Genomic DNA, 23,227 nt, shown 5'->3' on the forward strand with positions numbered 1-23,227 from the left:
CCGCGCCCCCGGCGAGGAGACCCCGCGTCGCAGGGTCTGCGGTGAGCGACAGCTGAGGAATGTCGAGTATTGTCAATTTGGGGGGGGCACGGCTGCTGAGGAAATCGGAGTATTGGCAGCCGGGAACGCCCGTTCTCTGCCAACACTCGCATTTCCTCAGTGGAATCTGCCCATGGATTGCCAACACTCGCATTTCCTCAGCAGCTTCCGCTGACTGGCGGTGCCCGGAGTCCCCTCGGACTGCCACAACTCAAGATTCCTCAGCAGCCAGCCCTCGAATTGCACGCACGCGCCTCACGCGAGTTCCGAGCGCCCCCGACTCCTGCCCAGCACAAGTCCCACGAGCAGGGTGGCGATCCCAAACAGCACGCATATCCCGATGTCGCCCACGAGCGGCATCACGTTCTGGGAAGTCACCCGCCCCATGCCCGCGGCACCCTCGACCACCCGCGTAACCCAGTACGACGGCGTGAAGTGAGCCACGGCGATGAGTTCGTCAGGCAGGAGCGAGAGGCCCGTCCATGCCCCGCCGAGAAACGACATCACCATGCCCAGGATGTTCGCCAGCGCGTTAGCGGCATTCTCGCTCACGCCAAGCTGTCCCGCGAGAAAGCCCACGCTGGCCGCCACCAGCGCGTACGCAAGAAGCGCCGCCCCCACGAGAGCCAGCTGTACGGGGGAGCTCGCGAGCGCGGAGCGTCCCAGCACCAGGACCTCGAGGCCAAAGGTCCATGCCCAGGCAACCAGCCCGATCGTGACACAGGAGCCCAGCAGCGCCAGGTTGCGGGTACGGGCCGGCTCGGGCGAGGCGAGCCTGCGGTAGCGCACGGGCCGGCGCTCCACGGAGGACATGAGCACCGCGATGCAGACCATCGCGCTGGAGAAGATGGGGTACGAGGCAAACTCCACCGCCGTGACGAGGCTCGCGGGCAGGGGCGAGGTGACCTGCTCGACCATGTCTACCCGGGTAGACCCCTCCCATGCGTCGTCCGTGGCATAGACAACCTCCGCAGCACTGCCGCCCAGCGTCGCCGCCATGCCGTAGAGTCCGTCGGCATAGCCAGTCACCTCGATGTCCAGGAGCCTCCCCATGCCGGAGTAGTACGACACGTAGGTCTCGAGCTCGGGGGCCTTCGTGCCCTGGCGGGCCGCGTCCATGAGGCCCTCTCCCCACCCCTGGGGGATGACGAGCAGGTAGCTGACCCTGTCACGAGCCACGCTGTCCTGGATGGCGCGCTTCTCGTCCGCCACCTCCACCCGGTTGTTACCGGCGAGCACACGCCGAGCCAAGGCCGACGAGAGCTCGGAGCCGTCGCGGTCAATGACTGCGACGTTTGCGGCGGTCTCCTGGTACTCGCCCGTTGCGCCAGAGTTCGCGGAGAGGCCGACGAACACGCCTACAAGCGAGAGCATGACCAGGTAGATGGCGATGTACACCCTATGCGAGAGGAAAATCCTGAGGTAGGTCCTAAAGGTGGTCATACGAGGTCCTCCTCATGCGCAGGGAAGCCAGGACGAGAAACGCGACCGCCATCGTCAGGAGCGCGGCGCAGCTTGCGAGGAACGCGTCGGGCGTGTCGTAGTAGAGAAGCGCGTAGAAGCAGTTGGTCGTCTGCCAGAGGGGGTTGGCGTGCGCAAGCACGGGCATCGCGGCCTCGATGGAGTCCGCCAACTGCTGCGACGCCGTGCCATACAGTCCAGTGAAGAGCGAGAGCAGGCAGGTGATGCCGGATATCATGCCCGCCTCCATGCGGGGGACGGTCCCGCACAGGGCACCGGCCGCACACGCCATGAACGATGACGCCGCGATTGCACCCACCACGCCCGGGGCGTTGTCGCCAAACGGGACGCCCGCCGCGCCCCACATGAAGAGCGCCGCCACGAGGAGGCATGCGAACTCGCAGAGCCATGCGCCCAGGAGTGCCCCCACGAGCATGCGCCAGCGTGGCACGGCGGCAAGCGTCTGCCGCGCCCCCAGCGGACCGGCCGTTGGGAGGAGCCGCCGGGCGGACTCCATACCCGCAGTGGCGCCCATGCCGGCGGCCATGGCAAGGAGCGCGTAGTAGTAGCGCGCATCGGGGCTTGGCGGATTCTTTGTGGCGGAGAGCCGCACCGTTTTGACGGCTCCGCTGGTAAAGGCCTTGATCGCTCGGCCGTTGGCGAGGAGCTCCGGCCGCGTTGCCGCGACCCTCTCTACTGCCGAACGCGTGTGCAGGTGGGTGTCCAAGACCTCGGAGAGGACCGAGGTGGGGAGGCTGCCACCCTCCGCCACGCTCGCCTGGGTCACGTGGAGCTGTGGCGTGCCGTCGCCGCTCACGGTGAGATAGGCGTCCACGTCGCCCATGCTGGCCGCCGCCCTGGCATCCGCCGCGTCGTCGTAGTAGGTGACATCGCAGACGTGGTCGCTCGACTCGGGGTCCGAGATCGCCTGGATCGTCTCGTCCAAGCCCACCGCGGCATCGTAGTTGGCGTCGCGCACCACGCCCAGCGTGGAACCCACGGCCGAGTACGCATCCCCTATCCCCGAGAACATCCCAATGAATATGAGGGTCATGATGGTGGGGAACGCAAGCGCCCACACGAGGAGGGCCTTGTCGCGCACGAGCGAGAGCACGCTGCTCCTAAGGCTTGCGAGCATGGCAGTCCCCCTATGCCTCGTCGCGCAAGGCGCGACCGGTGATCTCGAGGAATACGTCGTTCAGGGTGGGCGGCTCGGAGAGCACGCGACCGTACGCGAGGCCAGCGTCGCCCAGCACGCCCAGCACGTCGGCAAGGTTATGCGCCCCAGAGGCACACTGCACGCGTAGCATGCCCCCGTCCGTCTCGGCCGTACGCACGTGATCGAGCGACCGCACGCGCTCGAGGATGCCCTCGTCCATCCGCCCCACCTCGACGGAGATCTTTTCGCCCGTGCCAATCATGCCCTTGAGCTCGTCGGCAGTGCCGCTCGCCACGCAGCGTCCGTGATCCATGATCATGATGCGCGAGCAGAGCCGCTCGACCTCCTCCATGTAGTGCGAGGTGTAGATCACCGTGGCACCCTCGGCGTTCAGGCGCTCGATGCCCGAGAGGATCGACTCGCGGCTCTGCGGATCAACGGCCACGGTGGGCTCGTCCATGATGATGAGCTCGGGACGGTGCGCTATGCCGCACGCGATGTTGAGGCGCCTGAGCAAGCCTCCGGAGAGCTTCTTGGGACGAAACCCCTCGAACTTCTCCAATCCCACGAAGGCGATGGCGTCGTTAACCAGCTCGCGGCGAAGCGCACGGTCGCCCACGTAGAGCGCGCAGAAGCTGTCCACGTTCTCGCGCACGGTGAGTTCGTCGAAGACCGCGACCTCCTGCGGGACCACTCCGATGCGACGCTTGAGCTGGTAGCTCGTGGGACGCATGGGCTCGCCGAACAGCTGGATGTCGCCGTGATCATAGGAGAGGAGCTGCAGGATGCAGTTGATGGTCGTCGTCTTGCCTGAGCCGTTGGGACCCAAGAGGCCAAAGACCTCCCCCCGCGCGATTGAGAGCGAGAGGTGGTCCACGGCGACCAGGTCACCGTAGCGCTTGACCAGGTTGTCTATGCGAACGACCGCGTCACATGCACCCATGTTGGCCCCTTTCCGATTTCTGAAACCAGTCTGGGGGAACGGTGGCGGGAGCGGAAGTGACCAGCGTCACAAGTTGCAGGGGGAGGTCCGTGACGTTTGTCATGCCTACGGGCGGCCCCTGCGCCCCCAGCGCACCCGTATACTCTGGAGCCATGGAGAGAATCGCGGACAAGGCCCTCATGCTCGCCTCATGCCTGGGCGTCGTCGCAGTCGCCGGGGACGCAGGACCGGTGGCCGTCGTCGCCGTTGCCCTGGCGGTGTGCGTGTCCGCCGGTGTGGAGCTTGCGCTGCCATCACGTCCCGGCGTGGCCATCGCCACCTGCTGTGTCACCACGCTCCTCTCAGCCATCGTGCCTGGCGCGTTCGTGGCGCTGCCGCTTGTCTCGTACGACCTCGCGCGCACGCGATGGAGGGTCACGTGGGCGCTCGCCCCCGTCGCCGCCGCGTGGGCGTGGCTCATGCAGGAACCCAGACAGGCCGTCGCGGCGGCGCTTCTCCTGTCTTGTTGCTCCGTCGCGCTCTCCCTGCGCTGCGGGTGCCAGATAGAGCTTGCGGGCAAGGCCACCCGGCTGCAGGACGACCTGCAGGACAAGCTCCTCGCACTGGGCGAGAAGAACCAGGAGCTCGAGGAGGCGCGCGAGTACGAGGCGCATGCCGCCGCGCTCGCCGAGCGCACGCGCATCGCAAGGGAGATGCACGACTCCATGGGCCACCTGCTCACGCGACTCGTGCTGCAGGTCGAGGCCCTCAAGGTAATCCACCGAGGCGATGCCGTCGCGACGGACGAGCTGTCACAGGTCTCTGACGGCCTCAACGAGGCGCTGAGAACCATGCGCGCCAGCGTCCACTCCCTGGAAGATTCGGGCGTGGACCTTGGGGTCGAGCTCAACCGGCTTGCGGCGACGAGCGGCATTCCGGGCGTGCAAGTAGAATGCGACCCTCACGGGACCCCGCCCGCCGAAGTGAGCCGCTGCCTTGTGGCGGTTGCGCGCGAGGCGCTCACCAACGCCGCGCGACACGCCCATGCGAGAAGCGCCACCGTGCGCATGAACGGGATGCCCGGCATCTGGCAGCTGCGGGTGTGGAATGATGGCGAGGTACCCGGCACCGCCTCCCACCTCGAGGAGCGTGGGATGGGACTGCGCACCATGCGCGAGCGGGTGGAATCGCTGGGAGGGACGCTCCGCGTGAGCGTTGGCAACGGGTTCGAGGTGTTTGCCTCGCTGCCCAGGAGGGAGCACTCATGAGGGTCATCGTGGTGGACGACGACGCCTTTGTGGTCCGGTCGCTGGCAACGATCCTCTCTGCCGAGACGGACGTCGACGTGGTGGGGACCGGCACCACGGGCGACCAGGCGGTAGGACTGTACCGCACGCTCTCCCCCGACATCGCACTCCTGGACATCCAGATGCCCGGACGCAACGGCCTCTCCGCCGCCGAGGAGATTCTGCAGGGCGACCCGGACGCGCGCGTCGTGTTTCTCACCACGTTCTCGGACGACGACTACATCGTGCGGGCGCTCCGGCTGGGGGCGCGAGGCTACCTCATCAAGCAGGACGTTGCCACGATAGCCCCCGCGCTACGTTCCATCATGGCGGGACAGAGCGTACTTGAGGGGGAGGTGCTGGCGCGTGCCACGCAACTCACGTCACATGGCGCAATGGGAGCCGACGGACGGGACGAGCCGGCACTTGGCGCCCTTACGCCGCGCGAACGAGAGGTGGTGCGCGCCATCGCCGACGGGATGACCAACGCAGAGGTGGCGGGCGCCCTGTTCATGAGCGAGGGAACGGTCCGCAACCACATCTCGTCGATCCTGGCCAAGCTGGGGTTGCGCAACCGCACGCAGATCGCCGTGTACTACTACCGCCACTGCGCGTAGGCTCACCGCGAGGCGTAGCGACGGGCAATGGAGATCGCCAGTCCCACGTACGCATCCCCGTACAGGACACAGTGCAGGAGCACGGGGACGAGCTGGTGAATCTGCACCCTATCCTCCCATCCGTCCGCGAGCGGCGAGGCCGCGTCGTAGGCGGCGATGAGTTCGTCCAGATACGCACAGCCAAACAGCTGCAGCATGGCCAGGTCCGTCTCGGCATGGCCGCCCGATGCCATGGGGTCGATCAGCGCCGCTCCCGTCGCGGCGGCGCGGCTGCCGGGTGCCGACCAGAGCAGGTTGCCCGCCCACAGGTCCCCGTGGATGCGCGAGCAGGGGTGTCCCCCGCGTCGGACCAGCTCCGGCTCCGGCGAGTCGAACTCGCCCCCTGCCATGCGGTCAGCCACGCGTGAGAGCAGGCGTACCTCCCCCTCGTCCACGAGCCCCTGGTCCCTAATCGCCCTCACGTGCGGCATCACGCGCCAGCGGGCGCAGGCGGCTCCCCACGAGAGCGCCTCGGGGGCAAGCTCTCCCGACGATGACTCCACCACACCGCGAGGGACAACCATGGTGCGGGAGGGGCCAATCGCATAGGCCTTGCCCGTCCATCCCGGCGGCGGGCAGCCGTACCAGTCCGCGCCCGCGGCATGGGTCCGCGCCAGCGCCTCACCGGCAAGGTGCGCCGCCTGGCGCGTGGGCGCACCGGTGGGGATGCGCTCCTCGACCAGCCGGCGCGCGCTCGCCTCGCGCACGCGCGCGCACGAGATGCCGCCGGACGCCTCCGCCTCGCCAAGCCAGCGGAGCCCGGCAGCCTCTCCCACAAGGTCCGCCGCCGGCGCCTCGTCGTGCTTCACGATCACGTCTGCCGCCATGTGGCGCTCCCTCCACTCAAGGGTCATGGTACCCCCCAAGGGGAGAGGCGCGCTGCCACGGCGGGCCGGGCCCTACGGTGTAATAAGTGGCGCAAAAGCCTCTTTTACCTGTGTTTATGACATGACGGGCGAGAGCCAGCCCCCTATGTTGAGGACACGTCCCGAGCACACCGAAGGGAGGAAGGCCATGCGCTACTTATCGTTGCTCGTCCACTGCATCGCCCGGCAACCGGCAACTGTCACGATTGCGGTGCTCCTCGCGCTCGCATTTGCCACCCCGCTTGCGCTTGACTGCGTCCTGTGGGGAGAGAGTATCGTCGCCGCGAACGCGCAGAACGCCTACACCACGCTCAAGGCAGCCGAGGACGCTGGCGCATATGACTCCGCCCCTGACTACATCCGAACCGAGAACGGGCGCGACCTCAAACTGCTGAGGGGAGTAGTCGACGCCAAGGACCCCCACACGTTCTGGGCCGCAGTGGCCAAGCAGTCGAAGGCTGAGCTCGACGAGATACAGGAGGGCACCCTTCAGGGCGATGCGCTCAATACCGAAGCGGAGTATAGACGGGCAGTCATCATGTCTATGGAGAAGAATCCAAGAACCATCAACTACGTAGGCGACCTCCCGCCGGCACAATACCTCCCTGCGGCAATCGCCTCGCTTCCCAGCGTGGCGTGGCTTCTTCCCTCCCTGGTAGTAGGAGTTGGGCTCTGCCGCATCACCTCGCCTCAACGGCTCCTGGGAGCACGCACCATTCCCGCAACTCGTCGTGTCCCCACCGTCTGCGTGGCAGCCTCCATCTCGTGCGTCGCAATTCTTGTCGTTGCCTTCCTCCCTGGAATGGTCCTCTCGGGACTTCGGAACGGATTCACCTCCAGTGGGCTCCCTGTCGTATTCATCAAGAACGGATCCGTCGTCGTCGCATCCTCGGGCCAGGCTCTCTCCTCGTTCCTCGCCCTCGTCGTCCTCGAAAACGTCTTCGTCTCGTGCGCCATCGTGTGCCTCGGCCAGCTCACGGGGGGTGCAGCAGCGGGGGGTGTGGTTGGAGTGGCGCTCTGTCTCCTGCCCCTGTCCGACTCGTACCTCTCACCGTCTTCCCCCCTATCTCCATTGCTCAAATGGCTTCCCACCTCATACTTCGACGCATCAAGGCTCATGGGATTTGCCGGAGCTTTTGGGGTGGACATCTGCGAGGGAATCTCCCTCGACACGGCAACTGGCCGCATCGTGCTGCTGTCTTGGACCGCTTGCTTCATTCTGCTCACGCTCGTCGTCGGCTTTGCCCTAAGCAGATACCATGCGGCAAGGCGTCAAAGGAGGGGTCAGACATGTCCCTCGACATCGAGAATCTAACCGTTGGCTACCGTCGCGAACCACCACTGCTAAAGGATGTCTCCCTGCACATCGACCCTGGACAGATATGGGGGCTCATCGCACCAAACGGAGCAGGAAAGACCTCGCTCATGAGAGCGATTGCGGGCGACGCAAAGCCGCTGGTTTGTGGCAGCCTCTGCGCCGACGGTATGACGCCCCTCAAACCCACCCCCTACAACAGGTTCGTGAGCTACGTTGCCTGCGACGATTCAGCCCTCAACCGAAGCTGCACCGCGCGCTTCCATCTGAAGGCGGCGTCTGACCTTTGGGGTTCGCGCCTCGATCCATCCGAGACCGCCCGCCTCTTCGAGCTCGATGGATTTCTGGACAAACCCATCCGCTCCCTGTCGCAGGGCATGCGCCAGCAGGTCACCATTGCCCTCTGCTATCAGCAGGATGCCCCATACACGTTATTGGACGAGCCACTCAACGCCCTCGACCCGCTCAAGCGCGAGATGGCATGCCGCAACCTTCGCGACATGGCACATCGCAACTGTTCCGTATTCGTCTCGTCCCACATCCTGAGCGACCTGAACGGGCTCTGCGACAAAGTCGTCGTGTTTCGGTCGGGAACCGCCGTCGTCGTCCCAGCCACAGCGAACATGCAAGAACTCTTCGACCGGTGCTATGGAGGTGAGTCTTCGCACCCCTCAACGGACGGGAACCGACCACCCCGACACCTCGCTCGTTAGTGCCTGTGAGAGGGCTACCCCCTCCCGCTCACCTTCTCGATGAGGGTACGCTGGCTGTGAACTCCAGCCTTTCGGTACACCTCCCTCTTGTGCGATGCGACCGTCTCGGGCGACACCACCAGCTCATCCGAGATACGCGGCACCCCGTGCCCAAGCAGAAGCATTTCCGCCACGCGCGTCTGCACCTCAGTCAAGCCGTAGTCGCACAAGGCTTTGCCAAGGTCCCCGCGCGCATACTCCTGCAGCATCACATGCCCCCTCGTGGCATCTCGCCTCACCAGCAGCGCAACAGCAATGGCAAGAGACTCCCCCAGGCACCACAGCAGCACGATGGCCCACTCGCCAAAGCGAATCAGGGGTACGCCGAGAAGTCCGATGCTCCCAAGCAGCTGTCCAACCCCATAGACGGAGAGCGCGTGCGAGGGCATACGCGTCACGACCCTCCCACCAGAGACTCGCGACACTACGAGGAGGCAATACGGAATCGCCGTCAGCGGCTGCGCCAGAGCGAGGTATCCCTCCCTCATCTGGCACGCCATGGCGCACGCGACCGCCAGTCCCTGAGCGAACCCCGCAGCAACGAGCAGGAGGGTCCTGTCCCAGAGGGGAACGCTCCGAACGAGTAGGTCGGTCGGCAAGTATGACCTCACCCCAACCGCCGCAACCATACCCGCGACGAGACAGAGCGCCCACCCCCACCCCTGAAGCCAATACGACTCCACGTCACGGGCGCTTGCCACGCAGGAGTACAGCATCGCCAGGAGGAGTACCGCCGCAGTCGCCATCATCCCCACGCGGCGTCTTTCGTCATAGGCTCCCAGATTGACGAGAGAGCACCCCAGAAGCATGGCGACCACAGCCAGCGTCTTGACGCGCTCGATAGAGCGAGGAAGCCATGCCATTGGGGCACTGGGAACGGACGCGCAGGAGTACAGGAAAAGAACCACGCAAGCCAGCACTATGGCAAGGGGATGGGCATCCAGACCCTCCTCCTCGTCGCTCAACAGCTCGTTCACCTGCCTTATCCGCAGTCGAGCAAGGAGCTCAGTCATGGTGCGGACCCCCAGTTTGCGAAGCCCGCGCGAGCGATAGGTGCTCACAGTGCCAGGGGAAAGCCCCATGCGGTCCGCCGTCTGCCGGACCGTCTCGCCCGAGACGGCACCCTCAATCGCATCGAGCTCGCGGGTGGAAAGCTCTTCCCGCTCCTCCGCCGAAAGAAGATAGCGTTCGCGCTGCCCCTCCTTGTCGTCTTCCATACGCCCACGACGAGCCAGAAGAACCAGGGTGGCCACACTGGCAGCAAGGCATCCCAGTGTCAGCGGTGTGAGGTAGCCATACCCGCCCGTAGAGCCGTAGGGGCGCCCGTCCCCATACGCTCCCTCGTTTGCAACGAGCGCCGCAAGGGTCATCGAGAGGAGGAGCTCGACGAGCGCGGTCTCGCCATTGCCGCACCATCGACAGCGAATGACCGCGAGCTGAGAGAACACCACAACGAGGCAAGACAAGGGAATCAGGACGGCAGCAGCATCACCATGACCCAATCCAACCAGGAGCAAGGCGCATGCGACAAGACCAACGTTCGCAATCTGCGCAAAGGCATTATGTCTGGTTGGCAGGGAGCAGAACTCGATCAGAGAGGCGCCAGCCACGAGGACCGCCACCCCAACAAGGTCGAAGGGGACAAGCATTTGCCCGGTACCCACCCGCACGATGCTTGTCACGGAATGCAGTGCGTAGAGCTCGACCATCACACACGCAGACAGAAGGTACGCGGAGCAGACCCTTTGCAAACGGGGTTCCTGCCGCCCTCCATCATCCGTCGCGACGATAATCGAGAGGGCGGAGACGACTGCAGAGGTTAGGTACATGGCAACCTGGACGAACTCTCCCCAGGGGGAGTTCGGGAGGAGGAAGGCCACCTGTGGAAGTGTCGCAAGCGCCCAGACGACGGCAGCGGCAATCAGGCCCCTCCGCAGCATGACGCTGCTGGCCCTCACCCTGCCGGACATCCGCACCACACAAGCTATGGCGATTCCAATCGCGGACGCGCAGAGCCTCTCAGCCGCATCCCAGGGACCAAGCGAGACTGCCGAGGCAAGCACCAGGGCCTGAATGAGCCAGGGCGCCCAACCCCAGCTCTGCACATGCCGCAACCCCACGGAGCACCTCCCCAAGACTTTGAACACTCCGCAACTGTACGGCAGGGAGGGCGCGCCGACGTCCACACCCTCAGCCAAAACGACAAGCGACGGCAGGAGGCTCAGGAGCGGATGGCTCGGCGAAGCCTTGGGCCCCGAGGAAGAGGGCGCGCATGCTCGGAGGAAAGGGAGGCGTGGTGAGCCTGACTCGGACTCCAAAGGGGAGAGGCGCGCAGCCACGGCGTTGCGCCCCTCTCCCCTGCCGGCGCCGTCACGCCGCGTCTGTGTTCTCGCCGCCGGAGAGCCGGCCTCGAAGCTCGCGCAAAAACTCCGCGGCGTCGCCGTCCACCAGCACGGTCTGGTCGGCAATCGCGGAGGGCGCGATCGTCTCGCCCATGTTCACCTGCACGTAGGTCGCCTTGGGGTTCTGCGACGCCATGCGCCAGAAGGGGTACTTGATGATGACTGGCGTGTTAGCGCCCACGCCCAGCTCGAGCAGCACCACGGAGCCCGACTCGTGCGCCGCCACAAAGTCCTGGTAGCGCCCGAGCGCGACGTGCCAGCCCTCGTCCTCCACGAACGTGTCGTCGCAGCGGAGGTTGGGGACCATGACCCTGCCGCAGCGAGGGCAGCGGGGCACCAGCTCGCTGGGCACGCGCATGTCGCGCTGGTCTCGCACCATCAGGCGCACGAGGTCCTCGTTGTCGTAGGTTGCCTGGTGGCAGGGCTCGGGACACTGCAGCAGGCCGTAGTCCCCCTGCGTGTAGAACAATCGCGACCGGTCGACGCCCGCACGCTGGAACTGGTGGTCGACGTTGGTGGTGAGCACAAAGTACTCGCGCCCCCGCAGCATGCGAACGAGATCCTGGTACGGACGGCCCACGGGACACGCGTAGCGGTTGACCCAGATCATGCGGCTCCACCAGGCCCAGCGGGTCTCGTCGTCCGGGAAGGGGTAGAACCCGCCCGCATACATGTCGGTGATCCCAAACCGGTCGCGGAAGTCGGCGAAGTCCTTCTCAAACCGGGGCCCCGAGTAGTGGAACCCCGCGGCGGTGGAGAGACCCGCACCGGCTCCGACCAGCACCGCGTCCGCCCGTTCGATCGCCCGAGCGACCCTATCGACCGACTCCGAGAAGCTCCCCGTAGAGCCGCTGATCCACTGGCTTGAAGACATCGAAGACCACCTCCGTCTGGTTTTTCGTCTCACGCTTCCACGCGCGCACCGTCGACGCCGCGACCTCCGCCGCCTCCCGGTTGGGATAGCGGAACTCCCCCGTGGAGATGCAGCAGAACGCCACGCTGCGCAGGCCCCTCTCCGCCGCCAGGTCAAGGCACGAGCGATAGCAGCTGGCGAGAAGCTCGCGGTCGCGCGCCGTGGGGACCTCCCCGTACACGATCGGTCCCACGGTGTGCAGGACATGCCCCGCCGGGAGGTTGTAGCCGCGCGTCAGCTTGGCCCCTCCCGTTGGCTCCTCGTGGCCCTGGGCCCGCATGATGCGCGCGCACTCAAGGCGCAGCTGGACCCCCGCGTAGGTATGGATGGCGTTGTCGATGCAGCGGTGGTTGGGCACAAAGCAGCCCAGCATCTGGCTGTTGGCGGCGTTGACGATGGCGTCGACCTGGAGCGTGGTGATGTCGCCGCGCCACACCGCGAGCCCGTCGTCCGTGAACCCGAGGTCGTCCACACGCGTGACGCCGCCGCGCTCGGCGAGGCGACCTTGCAGGTACTCGTCCTGGACGCGGAGAAACTCGTCGCCCACGGGCCGCGGGGGCCTCACGTTGAGAAGGCCGCGCAGCAGGAGCCGCTGGCCCTCCCCGTCGGGAGGAACCCGGATCCCGCCGAGGTCGTCCCTCTCCCCCATCAGCGCGTCTATGAGCCACAGGCGCCTCTGGTCCTGCGTCATCTGGTCGTGCATGTGGCCTCCCCCCACGTCCCGAAACAGGGCGCACCCAACTTGTCATATCGTTGTTGACAGGTTCTTGTAATTATTGACTTTACACGTTTTGTCCACGCAGGGCTCCGTGGAGGCGCTGGCGACCTTTGCCAGAACGCCCCCCACTGGAGCAGCGGTCACGAACAGAGCAAAGATGGGTGAGATGAGAACGGTCCCAGTCAAACGAAACGGGGCCCGCAAGACGGAACGAAGAGAAATCGCTTACGCGTTTATACCGTTTACCATCGAATACTAACCGTTCGCGGCTAATAATCTTCGCTTTTCTTCGCTTTTATCCCTTTCCTTCGCTACGTGCTATCTTTGTGAAGGACTCGTAGTGGATGCGTGGAGCATCCGAGCGAAGGAAAGGAGCGCGAGATGGCAGAAGAGCAGGCCGAGACCTACGACATCATCGCAGCAACCGGCTGCCCGACCGGCATCGCCCACACCTTCATGGCCAAGAAGGCCCTGGAGCAGGCGGCCGAGGCCATGGGGCTCACCATCAAGGTCGAGACCCACGGGCAGGTCGGCGTTGAGGACGAGCTCACGCCGGCACAGATTAAGGCGGCAAAGGCCGTCGTTGTCGCAGCCGACAAGGACGTCAACGCCGAGAGGTTCGAGGGCAAGCCCATGGTTTCCGTGGGCGTCTCCAAGTGCCTGTCCCAGGCGGCGGCGGAGGACCTAATCAAGAGGGCCATGGCCGCGAAGCCCGAGGGCGAGCTCGCCGAGGAGGTTGCCACCGCCGAGCCCGAGGCCAGCGAGGAGAAGGAATCCGTTGGCCACGTGATCTACAAGCACCTGATGAACGGCGTCAGCCACATGCTCGTGTTCGTGGTTGCCGGCGGCGTCCTCACGGCCGTCTCGTTCCTCTGGGGCATCACGTCCTTCGATTCCACCGCATCTGACTACAACAGCTTTGCCGCCATGCTCAAGATCATCGGCGGCATCGCGATGAACCTCATGGTGCCGGTCCTCTCGGCCTACATCGCCGAGTCCATCGGCAAGCGCCCGGCCCTGGTGCCCGGCTTCGTCGCCGGCATGATCGCCATCACCGGCCTGCCCGTCTCGCCCGACACCGGCCTGATCGACGCCGGCGGCGCTGGCGTTGGCTTTGGCTTCCTGGGCGGCATCGTCGGCGGCTTCCTCTCCGGCTATGTGATCCTGGGCCTGGAGAAGCTGCTCTCTGGCATGCCCAAGAACCTCGACGGCCTCAAGGCCATCTTCCTGTACCCGCTCCTCTCCACCTTCATCGTCGGCCTTGTCATGCTCGGGATCTCTGGCCCCATGGCCGCCATCAACACCGGCATGATGGACTTCCTGAAGGGTCTGGAGACCTCCGGCCCCATCGTCCTGGGTCTTGCCATCGGCTGCATGTGCGCGTTTGACATGGGCGGCCCCGTCAACAAGGCTGCCTACGTCACCGGCACCGCCCTGCTGACCGAGGCGCTCACCGCCGGCGTCGGCACCGACACCTACAACTTTGGCACCAACTTCATGGCCGCCGTCTCCGCCGCGTGCATCGTCCCGCCGCTGATCACCGCCTTTGCCGTCATCGTGGGCAAGAAGTACTTCTCCAAGGAGGACCACGACGCCGGCATCGTGAACATCGTCCTGGGCTGCACCCACATCACCGAGGGCGCCATCCCGTTCATGACCAAGAACATCTGGCCCGTGATGCCCATCATGATGTGCGGCTCGTCCATCGCGGCAATCCTCACCATCATGTTTGGCGTCCACGACCCCGCGCCCCACGGTGGTTTCCTGGTCCTGCCCGTCGTCGACGGCTGGTACCTGTGGCTCATCGCCATCTTCGCCGGCGTGATCGTTGGTGGCATCCTGTATGTCATCTTCAAGCGCAGCGAATACCACAAGAACGGCGACAAGGTTGTCGAGTAGGCTATCTCTCTGAACGCCACCAGCACGAGCCGGATCGTCTCTTCGCGGGACGTCCGGCTCGTCCCTTTTACGACACGCTCCCCCGCCAGGACGGCGGGCCCATGGGAAGGACAAGGCACGATGAGCGCGGCACAACAGGCACGCATGATCGCAGCCGAGAGGCACCAGCACATCCTCGACACGCTCGCGGAGCGCTCCGCCATCTCGGTGCAGGAGATATGCGACAGCTGCGGGGTGTCGGCAGTGACCGCGCGAGCGGATCTAAGCTACCTGGAGGAGGAGGGTAAGCTCAAGCGGACGCACGGCGGCGCCGTGCCCGTGAGCAGCTTCGTGATTCCCCGCGTCCCCCAGCGCATCCGCAAGAACGCCGCCGCCAAGCACGCGATCGGCCTCTACGCCGCAACCATGGTGCGCGACGGCGACACCATCCTGGTTGGGTCCGGAAGCACGACGTTGGAGTTTCTCCATTGCCTCCAAGACCTGAGGGAGATCACGGTCATCACCGACGACTACTACGGCCTTGAGTACGTGGAGCAGCACCTCCTCAACGCGACCCCCGTGTGCACGGGCGGCACGCTGGGGCGGCAGTACCGTCACTTCTACGGGCCCATGCTCGCCGACTCGCTGGCAAACGTCTACATCGACAAGGTCTTCCTCGGGGCGGACGCCTTTGAGCCCGACTTTGGCTTCCTCGCCGAGTTTGAGCAGACCGCATCCGCCAAGGCTGAGTTTGTGAAGCACGCCCGCACCAGGGTCATGCTCATGGACTCCTCCAAGGTGGGGGCGTCCCGGTCGTTCGTGCGCTTTGCCGGCCCCGCGGACATGGACATTGTGGTCATGGACCACGACCCCTCGAACATCGTGGGAGACGCGATTCGTGAGGCGGGCGGCTCCGGTCGCGTCGTTTCGACCATGAGATAGGGACACAGCAGAGGGGTGCCGCCCCTCTCCCCCGTGCGAAGGCGAAGGCGGGACCCCAGTTCATTGCGAGCCGGGGTCCCGCCTTGCGTTGGTTGAGCAGCGAGCGGTTGCACCCCCGCGCGTGGCAATCCGAGCGTGCCAGCAATGCGAAGAGCCAGCGGCGATACATGGGTGACACGAGTGTTTGCCCGACAAAGTGCGCAGGGAAGAGGATGGGAGGGCGGCAACTCCTCCGGCGCTTAGGAGTCCTCGTCCTCATGCGGGTTTTCGGCCGTCCGACTCACACGAGGCCTAGGAAGATTAAGCATTCTGCCTTGAAATCCGCATGGGAACTAGCAACGCTAAGCATCGCGTCCCGAGATTTGCACGAGGTCGGGGCAGAGTAAGCAGGCGATACCTCCGCACGAGCAGGGGTACCGCAAAGTGGCAGCGTCTCTCGCCTGCATAGAGGCCAGACCCAGCAAGTTCACCTAACGTGGCGTTAGGCCTAGCCGCACAGGCCGTCCACCCAAGCAAAGAGTTCGTCCATCTGGTAGTCACCCGCGTGCGGGACGCCCCAGGGGATTCTGAAGTCCACGTCGCACCCGACGTTCCGAAGCCTGGTCGCGAGTATCACCGGAATGGCAAACGAGGTATCTCGGTCAAACGATCCGTGGCGGATCCTCCAGTGACGCGTTGGCATGCCGGAGCGGATGTGGGGAATTGGGTTTATGAGGCGCACGACCTCCGGATCTGCCATCTTCCCGGAATCGCTGAAGAATCCCAGAGCCTCTCGGTCCGCAGAGAAGTGACGCGCCCCCACAGTCTGGTCGCCAAACTCCTCGTTCTCGGGACTCGACAGGTCGGAGGCGTCAAACGCAGGGGTTGCCTTCATGCGTGTGATCGCGTGTACGTAGGCGCGCCAATCGAGCCCGCAGACCCGCTCGTCACGCACGTCGAGGGCGTTCACCTGGTCCACCGCACTTCCGGGAATGGACTTCCCGATGCTCGCGGCCACGTCCTCATGCAGGCGCAGCTCCCGCTGGGCGGAGTCGACGAGCTTGCCCACGACGAAATCCCGGAAGCTGCCGCTCCCATCTGGATTCAGAGTCAGGAGCCGTCCTTCAGGGTCGGTCAGCCCCAGTCCGTCGACGTAGTCGGGAAAGCGGGCCGCCAGTCTCGCAGAGAGCTCCATCTGGGCATCCGTCAGCTCGCCCGACACGGGGACGCGCGTCACGACGCCGTCCACCACCTTGTGCTTGGTACGGTGCCATTCCCTCTCGCCCGCAAACTGCCACTCGTAGGCCGCGTCTGCATGCTCGAGGTTGTGGATGGGACAGAAGCAGTTGGAGGCGAACACGTCGTCGCGGCCAGAGGCGGCACCAATCCGCTCGAGGTACGGCTCGTACCCGGGGTCGTTCCCCGTAGCACCCATGAGCGCGGAGAGCGCGCCGCCCGCGCTCGTGCCGTTGGTCACGATTCGCTCCGCGTTTCCGGGAATGACATCGGCGTTGAGACGGACAAAGCGCACGATTGCCTTTTGGTCAACCACCAGGGCAGGGGCGCGACCCACCATGCGACCCGTCTCAACTCCGCGGTAGCCAGCATCTGCCCCCTCAAAGAACTCGTCGCTGCGTTTGCCCGAGGTCCTGCCGCGCACTCCACCGGACACCACCACCAGGCCGTGCTCCAGCGCACGAAACAGCGAGTTGGCTCCCCCGTTGCGGGCGTCATCCCCCGGTTCCTCCGCAGGGCCAGGCAGGTAGCCACCCACGGAGTTGGGCATGAAGATGGGTGCCGTCACGGCGTTGTACCCTCCGACTGACCCACCCGTAAAGTACTCCTCGGGCACAAACACGTTGACCCGCTGTATGGGGTCGACGGGCTTGGCGCAGTAGGGTGCGCCAAGAATCGCTCGGCACGAGACCTCCCTCCCGTCCGCACGGTAGGCACGCGGGACAAACTCCCCCACGCTCAGTCGCAGCTCGTCCTGCCTCGTTCAAAGCTCCTCTCGCATGCCAGGGCGGGCGAGACGGGAGGGACAACGTTGTCCCGCCGCGACCGCCCGGACGGCATGTCTCTCAAAGGACAGGAGACCACAGCTAGTCTCGCGCGCCTACCGCAGCCCCAGCTCCTCCGCCAGGTAGCGGCCCGTCACCGACTCCGGGCAGGCGCACACCTGCTCGGGCGTGCCCGTACACACCACGCGCCCACCGTCCTCGCCGCCGCCTGGCCCGAGGTCGATCACGTAGTCGGAGTTGCTAACCATGTCCAGGTCGTGTTCGATCACGATGACCGTGGCGCCGTGCTCCACGAGCCCCTGCAGGACCCCAAGGAGCACCTCCACGTCTAGTGGGTGCAGGCCAATGGACGGCTCGTCAAACACGTAGAGCGCGCCGACCTGATCCCTGCCCACCTGGCTCGCAAGCTTAAGGCGCTGCGCCTCGCCGCCAGAGAGCTCCGGCGTGGCCTCTCCCAGCGTGAGGTAGCCAAGCCCAATGTCCGAGAGCACCTGAAGGCGCCTGGTGACGCTGCGGAGACCCCGCAAGCGCTCCAGCGCCTGGTCCACGGTCAGCTCCATGAGCTGGGGGAGAGACGCGCCGTCCCTCTCGCCCGCGGCCCCTCTGCCTGTGGTGCGGCGCACATCCCACGCGGCGTCGGCATAGCGCGAACCGCGGCAGTCGGGGCAGGTAATTTGGACGTCCGGGAGAAACTGCACGTCGAGCGAGATGGTCCCCGTCCCATCGCAGGTGGGGCATCTCAGCGAGCCGGTGTTGTACGAGAAGTCCCCGGCACGCAGCCCACGCTCCTTGGCGTCGGGCGTCTTGGCGAAGGCTCGCCTTAGGTCGTCCATCACGCCGGAATAGGTCGCCACCGTCGAGCGCACGTTGGCGCCGATGGGCGTGGAATCGATGAGCTCAACACGCGACACCCCGGCCGGGTCACACGCCGCAACCGTTGGGGGGAGCGTCTCGCCCGCCGCGGCAGCGCGCAACGCCGGGACCAGGCACTCCAGCACAAGCGTGGTTTTCCCCGAGCCAGACACCCCCGTGACCGCCACCAAGCGCCCCACGGGGACATCCACGGAGAGGGGTCGGACTGTATGGACCTGGTTCGTCTCCAGGTGGATCCTCCCGCTCGCAAACACGTCGTCGGGGGTCGCGCGGTCTCGCACCCGGATGCGCCTCTCCCCCGATAGGAACGGCGCGATGCGAGAGTTGCGGTCCCTCTCGACCTCCCCGACCGTGCCCTGGGCGATGACCGTGCCGCCGTTGGCACCCGACCCGGGACCGATCTCGATGATGTGGTCCGCATGGCGCAGCACGCGGACGTCGTGGTCCACCAGCACCACCGAGTTGCCATCTGCCATGAGGTCATCGACCACGCCCAGCAGACCCTCGACGTTTGCGGGATGCAGGCCAATAGAGGGCTCGTCCAACACGTACAGGACGCCCGTGGTGCGGTTGCGCACCGCACGCGCAAGCTGCACCCGCTGGAGCTCGCCGTTTGAGAGGGTCGAGCTCGCGCGATCGAGCGACAGGTATCCCAGACCAAGCTGGCGGAGGCGGGCGATGGGCTCTGCCATCGAGTCCACCACCTGGTGGGCGATGGGCGCCACCTCGGCGGGGAGGGTGCCCTCGACTCCTGGTAGCCACTCGGCGAGCTGGTCGAGGGTCATCATGGTCGCCTGCGCCAGGTTGATGTCACGCACCAGTGGGTCGCGTGCCGCGGCTGAGAGGCGCGTTCCGTGGCAGTCGGGGCAGGGACCCTCGCGCAGGAACCTCGCGATGCGTCGGTACGCGCTCTCGGTCTTGGCCTTGGCCAGGGCGTTCTCCACCGTCGCGACCGCCGAGTAGTAGGTGAAGTCGAGCTCGGTGGCGGTGTCGTTCCCCTTGTTGTGGTACAGGATGTGGCGCTTCTCCGCGGGACCGTGGAACACGATCTCGCGCTCCTCTGGCGTCAGCTGGTTGAAGGGGACGTTGGTCCGCACGCCCATCTCGCGGCACACGTCCTTCATGAGCGACCACATGAGCGTGCCCCACACCACAACGGCACCCTCGTCGATCGTCTTGGTCTCGTCGGGTACGAGCGCGGACTCGTCCACCAGGCGCATGACTCCGGTGCCCCCGCAGGTGGGACAGGCGCCGTCGCTGTTAAAGGCAAGCTCCTCTGCGCCACGGCCATAGAACTCCGCCCCGCACGTGGGGCAGACGATAGGCTTCTCCAGCGCCACGTTCATGGTGGGCGGGCAGCGGTGCCCGTTGGGGCAGGTGTAGGAGCCCACACGGGAGAAGAGCAGGCGGAGTCCGTTGAGCAGCTCGGTGGACGTGCCGAAGGTCGAGCGCACCCCCGGCACGGCAGGGCGCTGCCTAAGGGCGAGCGCCGCCGGCACGTACTCGACCAGGTCGACATCTGCCCGGGAGCTCTGCGAGATGCGCCGCCGCGTGTACGTTGAGAGCGCCTCCAGGTAGCGGCGGCTACCCTCCGCGTACAGCGTCCCCAGCGCCAGGCTCGACTTGCCCGAGCCCGACACGCCAGCGATTCCCACGAGCTTGCCCAGGGGCACGTCCACGTCGATGTTCTTAAGGTTGTGGACGCGCGCACCTCTCACGCGTATGCAAGTCGGTCCGTTCTGAGCCATGGGCCCTCCCCCCCTCGCACCGCAGGCCGTAGACACAAGGGGGAGGAGGGCAATCAGCCCTCGAACGGAAAGCGGTACGGGAGCCCCAGCTCGTCTCGCACCTCGACAAGCTCGCGCTGCACTGCCTCACCAACCGGCACGCCCCTGTCCCTGCGGTCGAGCCAAGCGAGATATTCCTTCTCCCCAGCAGTATAGATGCGATCGTATCCGGGGGCCCTCTTGGAGGCGCGTAGCTCGCGGCAGATGTCGCCGGCGACCTTCTTGAACGTCTCGCGCCCGCAGAAGGCATCGGGGTCCACGACAAAGAAGAAGTGGCCCAAGTGGTACATCTGCGGTGAGCCGTCAGGCGAGACGCCCGTAAGCGCCTTCATGAACTGGCCTCCGGCGAGGGCGGCGGAGAGTATCTCGACCGTTGCCGCATAGCCATATCCCTTGTAGCCGCACATCTTGTCGTCCGGGCCGCCGCCAAGCGGTGCCAGTGCCGCCGTGCCCTCAACGAGCATCCGCAGGATCTCCTTGGAGTCTGTGACGGAGGAGCCGTCCTGCGTCACGACCATGCCTGGAGGGGTGGGCTTACCCTCGCGCGCGTAGTACTCGATCTTGCCGCGCTGCACGATCGAGGTGGCACAGTCGATGCAGAACGGAAACTCCTCGTCGGTGGGAAGCGCGAAGGTGAGGGGGTTGGTGCCCATCATGTTCTCGACGCCAAAGGTCGGTGCGATCGACGGGCGAGCGTTGGTTCCCACCAGGCCGATCATGCCCTCCCTGCTCGCCATCGTCGCCCAGTAGCCCGCGATGCCAAAGTGGGTGGAGTTGCGGATGGCGCCACCAGCCATACCGTTGGCACGCGCCTTCTCTATCAGCATCTTCATGACGCGGTACGAGGCGACCATGCCCATGCCGTCGTGGGCGTCCGCCACCACGGTGGTGGGCGTCTCCCTCACGATCTCGAGGTCGGTCTTGGGCAGGAGGGTGCCGCGCTTGATGCGGTCGATGTAGATGGGCTTGAAGCGGTTGCACCCGTGACTCTCGATGCCGCGACGGTCGCTCTCGAGAAGAACGTCCGCGCATATCTTCGCGTCGTCCTCTGGCACGCCGTATCCCTTGAAGGCGTCGACGAGGAACGAGTTCATGAGGTCCCAGGGCACGTATGGTCTTGTTTCCATGTGGCACTCCCCCCTTGGTTGGACGGCTCCCACGATTATCGCCACGACCAAGGCGAAGTGCGGATACGCCGTGCGGGAGCGGGGCAAATGCGTAGGCAAGCGATTGGGGCGCGCTTCTCGGCGCTCGGCCCACCACACTGCATCAGGCAGCGCGGTGGGCCGATTAAGCCGAAACTTTATGGGCAGACAAGGCAGGGGTTACTTGTCAAAGCCCTGGAACACGGGAATGCCTGTATACTCCCTCGCGTCTTCCTCCCCGTTCAGCACGCGACGGGCACCAGCAGCCATGGCCTCGAGCTCAAACTCGCCAGGATACGCCGTGACCGGGGCGATCCAGCCGCACCTCTCGCGAACCGCTTCGACGAGGGCGTCGCTGTGCACCATCCCGCCACCGAGGAGAATCCCGTCGACGTCTCCGCCGAGCACGGCGGCCATGGCTCCGACCCACTTGCAGATCTGGTAGACCAGGGTATCCCAGACGCGGGCCGCCTCAGCGTCGCCCTTCTCGGCCCTTGCCTGGACCTCGCGGGCATCGTTGGTCCCAAGCAGGTTCACGAAGCCGCCGTTCTTGAGGCAGAGCTTGTGGACCTGGCCCGCATCCATTCCGCTCTTGATGAGCCCCAAGACCTCGACAACCGGAAGGCTACCGCAACGCGTCGGCGTCATGGGCCCCTCGCCGCCGACGATGTCCTATCTGGGGTAATGGATGCGCAGGCAAGAAGCCACGGACCTTATCGGCTACAAGTCTCCGTCTCCTACGAAACGTCCTGCGTCCTCACGTTTGCCGTGCTGGAGACGTCAGGCTAACCTCGCTGCCACGTCAGCACTGATGCGTGGGGGCATCAGCCAATACCACTCGCCTGAACCACGAAGGACAGCGAGCCTCTCCCCCTGCCCTACCAATTGCCAGCTCCATCTCCTTCGCATGGGGCTGGCAATTGTGTGCAGATGAAGGTCGATTCAGCCATCTCCAGCAACATATCTTGACCTGAAGTCAGGTTTAGGTTCTACCTTCGTCATGTCAAAGCGAGAGGCACAAGCGAAAGCGGAGGAATCACCATGATGAAGGCAGAGAAGCTCGACCTTACACAGGAGTGGGACAAGACGTTTCCGCGTGACGAGCGCGTAGACCACGAGAAGGTGACGTTCGTCACACGGTACGGCATCACCCTTGCCGCAGACCTGTACAAGCCGAAGGGTGCGGAGGGCAAGCTATCCGCCATCGCGGTGTGCGGTCCGTTTGGAGCCGTGAAGGAGCAGGCCAGCGGCCTGTACGCCCAGGAGATGGCGACGCGCGGCTTACTCGCTATCGCCTTTGATCCCTCATTCACAGGCGAGAGCGGCGGCCAACCCAGGCGCGTGGCTTCCCCGGACATCAACACCGAGGACTTCTGCGCCGCGGTCGACTACCTGAGCTGCCGAGAAGACGTAGACCCGGATCGCATTGGCATCATCGGCATCTGCGGCTTTGGTGGCATGGCGATTAACGCTGCCGCTCTGGACCCACGCATCAAGGCGACCGCAGCCATGACCATGTACGACATGTCGCGCGTTACCCGCGAGGGCTACTTTGGCTCCACCGACAGCAAGGAGGCCCGCGACGAGCAGCGCCGCGCCTGGGCAGCCCAGCGCACCGCCGACTACAAGGCAGGCGAGTACACACGCGCGGGCGGCGTGGTGGACCCACTGCCCAATGACGCCCCGCAGTTCGTGCGCGACTACCACGACTACTACAAGACGCCTCGCGGCTACCACGAGCGTTCGGGCAACTCCACCGACGGATGGAACGCCACAGGCACCATCTCGTTCATGAACCAGCCGCTGCTGGACATGGCTTGCGAGATTGACACGCCCGTCCTTCTCGTCCACGGCGAGAAGGCCCACTCTCGCTACTTCAGCGAGGGGGCCTACGAGCGCCTTAGGGGCGACAACAAGGAGCTCGTGATCATTCCGGGTGCCAGCCACGTGGACCTCTACGACAACCGCGACACCATCCCGTTTGACAGGCTCGAGGCGTTCTTTGGCAAGAGCCTCATCAGGTAGAAACTCGCAAGCAAGATGGATCCGAACGCGAGAGCTGATGCATCGGAGCCATACCGCGGAATCGTCCGACCACGCCCACCGCGACGGT

The 23,227-nt window shown here is 65.4% G+C and carries 18 protein-coding genes; 7 read left to right on the top strand and 11 right to left on the bottom strand.

What is annotated here, in order from left to right; translation table 11 throughout:
- Positions 1-294 precede the first annotated feature (294 nt).
- The 3 genes from FYJ68_RS07365 to FYJ68_RS07375 are packed head-to-tail and all read right to left on the bottom strand — an operon-like array spanning position 295 to position 3,602.
- Entirely contained in the window at positions 295-1,482 is a 1,188-nt protein-coding gene (locus FYJ68_RS07365; protein WP_154435544.1) for an ABC transporter permease, read from the bottom strand.
- Positions 1,469-2,638, bottom strand: coding sequence for an ABC transporter permease (locus FYJ68_RS07370; protein ID WP_154435546.1), 1,170 nt, complete (start codon positions 2,636-2,638; stop codon positions 1,469-1,471). The genes FYJ68_RS07365 and FYJ68_RS07370 overlap by 14 nt, the downstream gene beginning before the upstream one ends.
- Positions 2,639-2,648: 10 nt before the next feature.
- On the bottom strand, positions 2,649-3,602 hold the full coding sequence (locus FYJ68_RS07375; protein WP_154435548.1) for an ABC transporter ATP-binding protein: 954 nt from the start codon (positions 3,600-3,602) through the stop codon (positions 2,649-2,651).
- A 152-nt stretch (positions 3,603-3,754) separates the two neighbouring features.
- Between FYJ68_RS07375 and FYJ68_RS07380 the strand changes: the two genes are divergently transcribed.
- Both FYJ68_RS07380 and FYJ68_RS07385 read left to right on the top strand, forming a co-directional pair.
- The gene (locus tag FYJ68_RS07380; protein WP_195837758.1) at positions 3,755-4,849 is read left to right on the top strand and encodes a sensor histidine kinase; all 1,095 of its coding nucleotides are present in this window, start codon (positions 3,755-3,757) and stop codon (positions 4,847-4,849) included.
- Positions 4,846-5,484, top strand: coding sequence for a response regulator (locus FYJ68_RS07385; RefSeq protein ID WP_154435552.1), 639 nt, complete (start codon positions 4,846-4,848; stop codon positions 5,482-5,484). The genes FYJ68_RS07380 and FYJ68_RS07385 overlap by 4 nt, the downstream gene beginning before the upstream one ends.
- A 2-nt stretch (positions 5,485-5,486) precedes the next feature.
- On the opposite strand, the gene FYJ68_RS07390 is transcribed toward FYJ68_RS07385, so the two are convergent.
- Positions 5,487-6,377 (bottom strand): fructosamine kinase family protein, encoded by an 891-nt coding sequence (locus FYJ68_RS07390; RefSeq protein ID WP_229772114.1) that lies wholly within the window; start codon positions 6,375-6,377, stop codon positions 5,487-5,489.
- On the opposite strand from FYJ68_RS07390, the gene FYJ68_RS10005 reads away from it, so the two are divergent.
- Both FYJ68_RS10005 and FYJ68_RS07395 read left to right on the top strand, forming a co-directional pair.
- A complete protein-coding gene (locus tag FYJ68_RS10005; RefSeq protein WP_195837759.1) occupies positions 6,376-7,704 on the top strand; it encodes a hypothetical protein in 1,329 nt (442 codons plus the stop codon). The genes FYJ68_RS07390 and FYJ68_RS10005 overlap by 2 nt on opposite strands.
- Positions 7,680-8,417: an ATP-binding cassette domain-containing protein gene (locus tag FYJ68_RS07395; RefSeq protein WP_195837760.1), complete on the top strand. Its 738-nt coding sequence runs from the start codon at positions 7,680-7,682 to the stop codon at positions 8,415-8,417. The genes FYJ68_RS10005 and FYJ68_RS07395 overlap by 25 nt, the downstream gene beginning before the upstream one ends.
- Positions 8,418-8,431: 14 nt before the next feature.
- Here FYJ68_RS07395 and FYJ68_RS07400 read toward each other — a convergent pair whose 3' ends face one another.
- The 3 genes from FYJ68_RS07400 to FYJ68_RS07410 form a co-directional block, all read right to left on the bottom strand.
- The gene (locus FYJ68_RS07400) at positions 8,432-10,576 is read right to left on the bottom strand and encodes a LuxR C-terminal-related transcriptional regulator (protein ID WP_154435556.1); all 2,145 of its coding nucleotides are present in this window, start codon (positions 10,574-10,576) and stop codon (positions 8,432-8,434) included.
- Positions 10,577-10,826: 250 nt separating this feature from the next.
- Positions 10,827-11,732 (bottom strand): SIR2 family NAD-dependent protein deacylase, encoded by a 906-nt coding sequence (locus FYJ68_RS07405; RefSeq protein ID WP_154435558.1) that lies wholly within the window; start codon positions 11,730-11,732, stop codon positions 10,827-10,829.
- Positions 11,674-12,474, bottom strand: coding sequence for a protein-ADP-ribose hydrolase (locus FYJ68_RS07410; protein WP_229772115.1), 801 nt, complete (start codon positions 12,472-12,474; stop codon positions 11,674-11,676). Before FYJ68_RS07410 ends, FYJ68_RS07405 begins: the two co-directional genes overlap by 59 nt.
- 396 nt (positions 12,475-12,870) lie before the next feature.
- On the opposite strand from FYJ68_RS07410, the gene FYJ68_RS07415 reads away from it, so the two are divergent.
- Positions 12,871-14,388, top strand: a complete 1,518-nt coding sequence (locus tag FYJ68_RS07415; protein ID WP_154435560.1) for a PTS fructose transporter subunit IIC — start codon at positions 12,871-12,873, stop codon at positions 14,386-14,388.
- A 144-nt stretch (positions 14,389-14,532) separates the two neighbouring features.
- Positions 14,533-15,309 carry a DeoR/GlpR family DNA-binding transcription regulator gene (locus FYJ68_RS07420; RefSeq protein ID WP_229772116.1) on the top strand — a complete coding sequence of 259 codons (777 nt, stop codon included), beginning with the start codon at positions 14,533-14,535 and terminating at the stop codon, positions 15,307-15,309.
- 487 nt (positions 15,310-15,796) lie between these two features.
- Here the strand turns inward: FYJ68_RS07420 and FYJ68_RS07425 are convergent, their stop codons facing one another.
- The 4 genes from FYJ68_RS07425 to FYJ68_RS07440 all read right to left on the bottom strand — a co-directional run bounded on the left by FYJ68_RS07425 (position 15,797) and on the right by FYJ68_RS07440 (position 21,762).
- Positions 15,797-17,260, bottom strand: a complete 1,464-nt coding sequence (locus FYJ68_RS07425) for a subtype B tannase (protein WP_229772117.1) — start codon at positions 17,258-17,260, stop codon at positions 15,797-15,799.
- A gap of 144 nt (positions 17,261-17,404) precedes the next feature.
- Entirely contained in the window at positions 17,405-19,930 is a 2,526-nt protein-coding gene (locus tag FYJ68_RS07430; RefSeq protein WP_154435566.1) for an excinuclease ABC subunit UvrA, read from the bottom strand.
- Positions 19,931-19,983: 53 nt separating this feature from the next.
- Positions 19,984-21,096 (bottom strand): Ldh family oxidoreductase, encoded by a 1,113-nt coding sequence (locus FYJ68_RS07435; protein WP_154435568.1) that lies wholly within the window; start codon positions 21,094-21,096, stop codon positions 19,984-19,986.
- 198 nt (positions 21,097-21,294) lie between these two features.
- Positions 21,295-21,762 carry an ROK family protein gene (locus tag FYJ68_RS07440; protein ID WP_154435570.1) on the bottom strand — a complete coding sequence of 156 codons (468 nt, stop codon included), beginning with the start codon at positions 21,760-21,762 and terminating at the stop codon, positions 21,295-21,297.
- A 393-nt stretch (positions 21,763-22,155) separates the two neighbouring features.
- Between FYJ68_RS07440 and FYJ68_RS07445 the strand changes: the two genes are divergently transcribed.
- Entirely contained in the window at positions 22,156-23,139 is a 984-nt protein-coding gene (locus FYJ68_RS07445) for an alpha/beta hydrolase (RefSeq protein ID WP_229772118.1), read from the top strand.
- Positions 23,140-23,227 lie beyond the last annotated feature (88 nt).

The organism is Olsenella porci (genome assembly GCF_009695875.1).
Taxonomy (GTDB): Bacteria; Actinomycetota; Coriobacteriia; order Coriobacteriales; family Atopobiaceae; genus Olsenella_H; species Olsenella_H porci.

Bases quoted from the DNA above. Each gene is read 5' to 3' on its own strand.
- FYJ68_RS07435 (WP_154435568.1), bottom strand. From the start codon at position 21,096: ATGGAAACAAGACCATACGTGCCCTGGGACCTCATGAACTCGTTCCTC.
- FYJ68_RS07405 (WP_154435558.1), bottom strand. From the start codon at position 11,732: ATGTCTTCAAGCCAGTGGATCAGCGGCTCTACGGGGAGCTTCTCGGAG.
- FYJ68_RS07365 (WP_154435544.1), bottom strand. From the start codon at position 1,482: ATGACCACCTTTAGGACCTACCTCAGGATTTTCCTCTCGCATAGGGTG.
- FYJ68_RS07385 (WP_154435552.1), top strand. From the start codon at position 4,846: ATGAGGGTCATCGTGGTGGACGACGACGCCTTTGTGGTCCGGTCGCTG.
- FYJ68_RS07375 (WP_154435548.1), bottom strand. From the start codon at position 3,602: ATGGGTGCATGTGACGCGGTCGTTCGCATAGACAACCTGGTCAAGCGC.
- FYJ68_RS07395 (WP_195837760.1), top strand. From the start codon at position 7,680: ATGTCCCTCGACATCGAGAATCTAACCGTTGGCTACCGTCGCGAACCA.
- FYJ68_RS07445 (WP_229772118.1), top strand. From the start codon at position 22,156: ATGATGAAGGCAGAGAAGCTCGACCTTACACAGGAGTGGGACAAGACG.
- FYJ68_RS07370 (WP_154435546.1), bottom strand. From the start codon at position 2,638: ATGCTCGCAAGCCTTAGGAGCAGCGTGCTCTCGCTCGTGCGCGACAAG.
- FYJ68_RS07430 (WP_154435566.1), bottom strand. From the start codon at position 19,930: ATGGCTCAGAACGGACCGACTTGCATACGCGTGAGAGGTGCGCGCGTC.
- FYJ68_RS07420 (WP_229772116.1), top strand. From the start codon at position 14,533: ATGATCGCAGCCGAGAGGCACCAGCACATCCTCGACACGCTCGCGGAG.
- FYJ68_RS10005 (WP_195837759.1), top strand. From the start codon at position 6,376: ATGGTACCCCCCAAGGGGAGAGGCGCGCTGCCACGGCGGGCCGGGCCC.
- FYJ68_RS07440 (WP_154435570.1), bottom strand. From the start codon at position 21,762: ATGACGCCGACGCGTTGCGGTAGCCTTCCGGTTGTCGAGGTCTTGGGG.
- FYJ68_RS07415 (WP_154435560.1), top strand. From the start codon at position 12,871: ATGGCAGAAGAGCAGGCCGAGACCTACGACATCATCGCAGCAACCGGC.
- FYJ68_RS07390 (WP_229772114.1), bottom strand. From the start codon at position 6,377: ATGACCCTTGAGTGGAGGGAGCGCCACATGGCGGCAGACGTGATCGTG.
- FYJ68_RS07410 (WP_229772115.1), bottom strand. From the start codon at position 12,474: ATGCACGACCAGATGACGCAGGACCAGAGGCGCCTGTGGCTCATAGAC.
- FYJ68_RS07380 (WP_195837758.1), top strand. From the start codon at position 3,755: ATGGAGAGAATCGCGGACAAGGCCCTCATGCTCGCCTCATGCCTGGGC.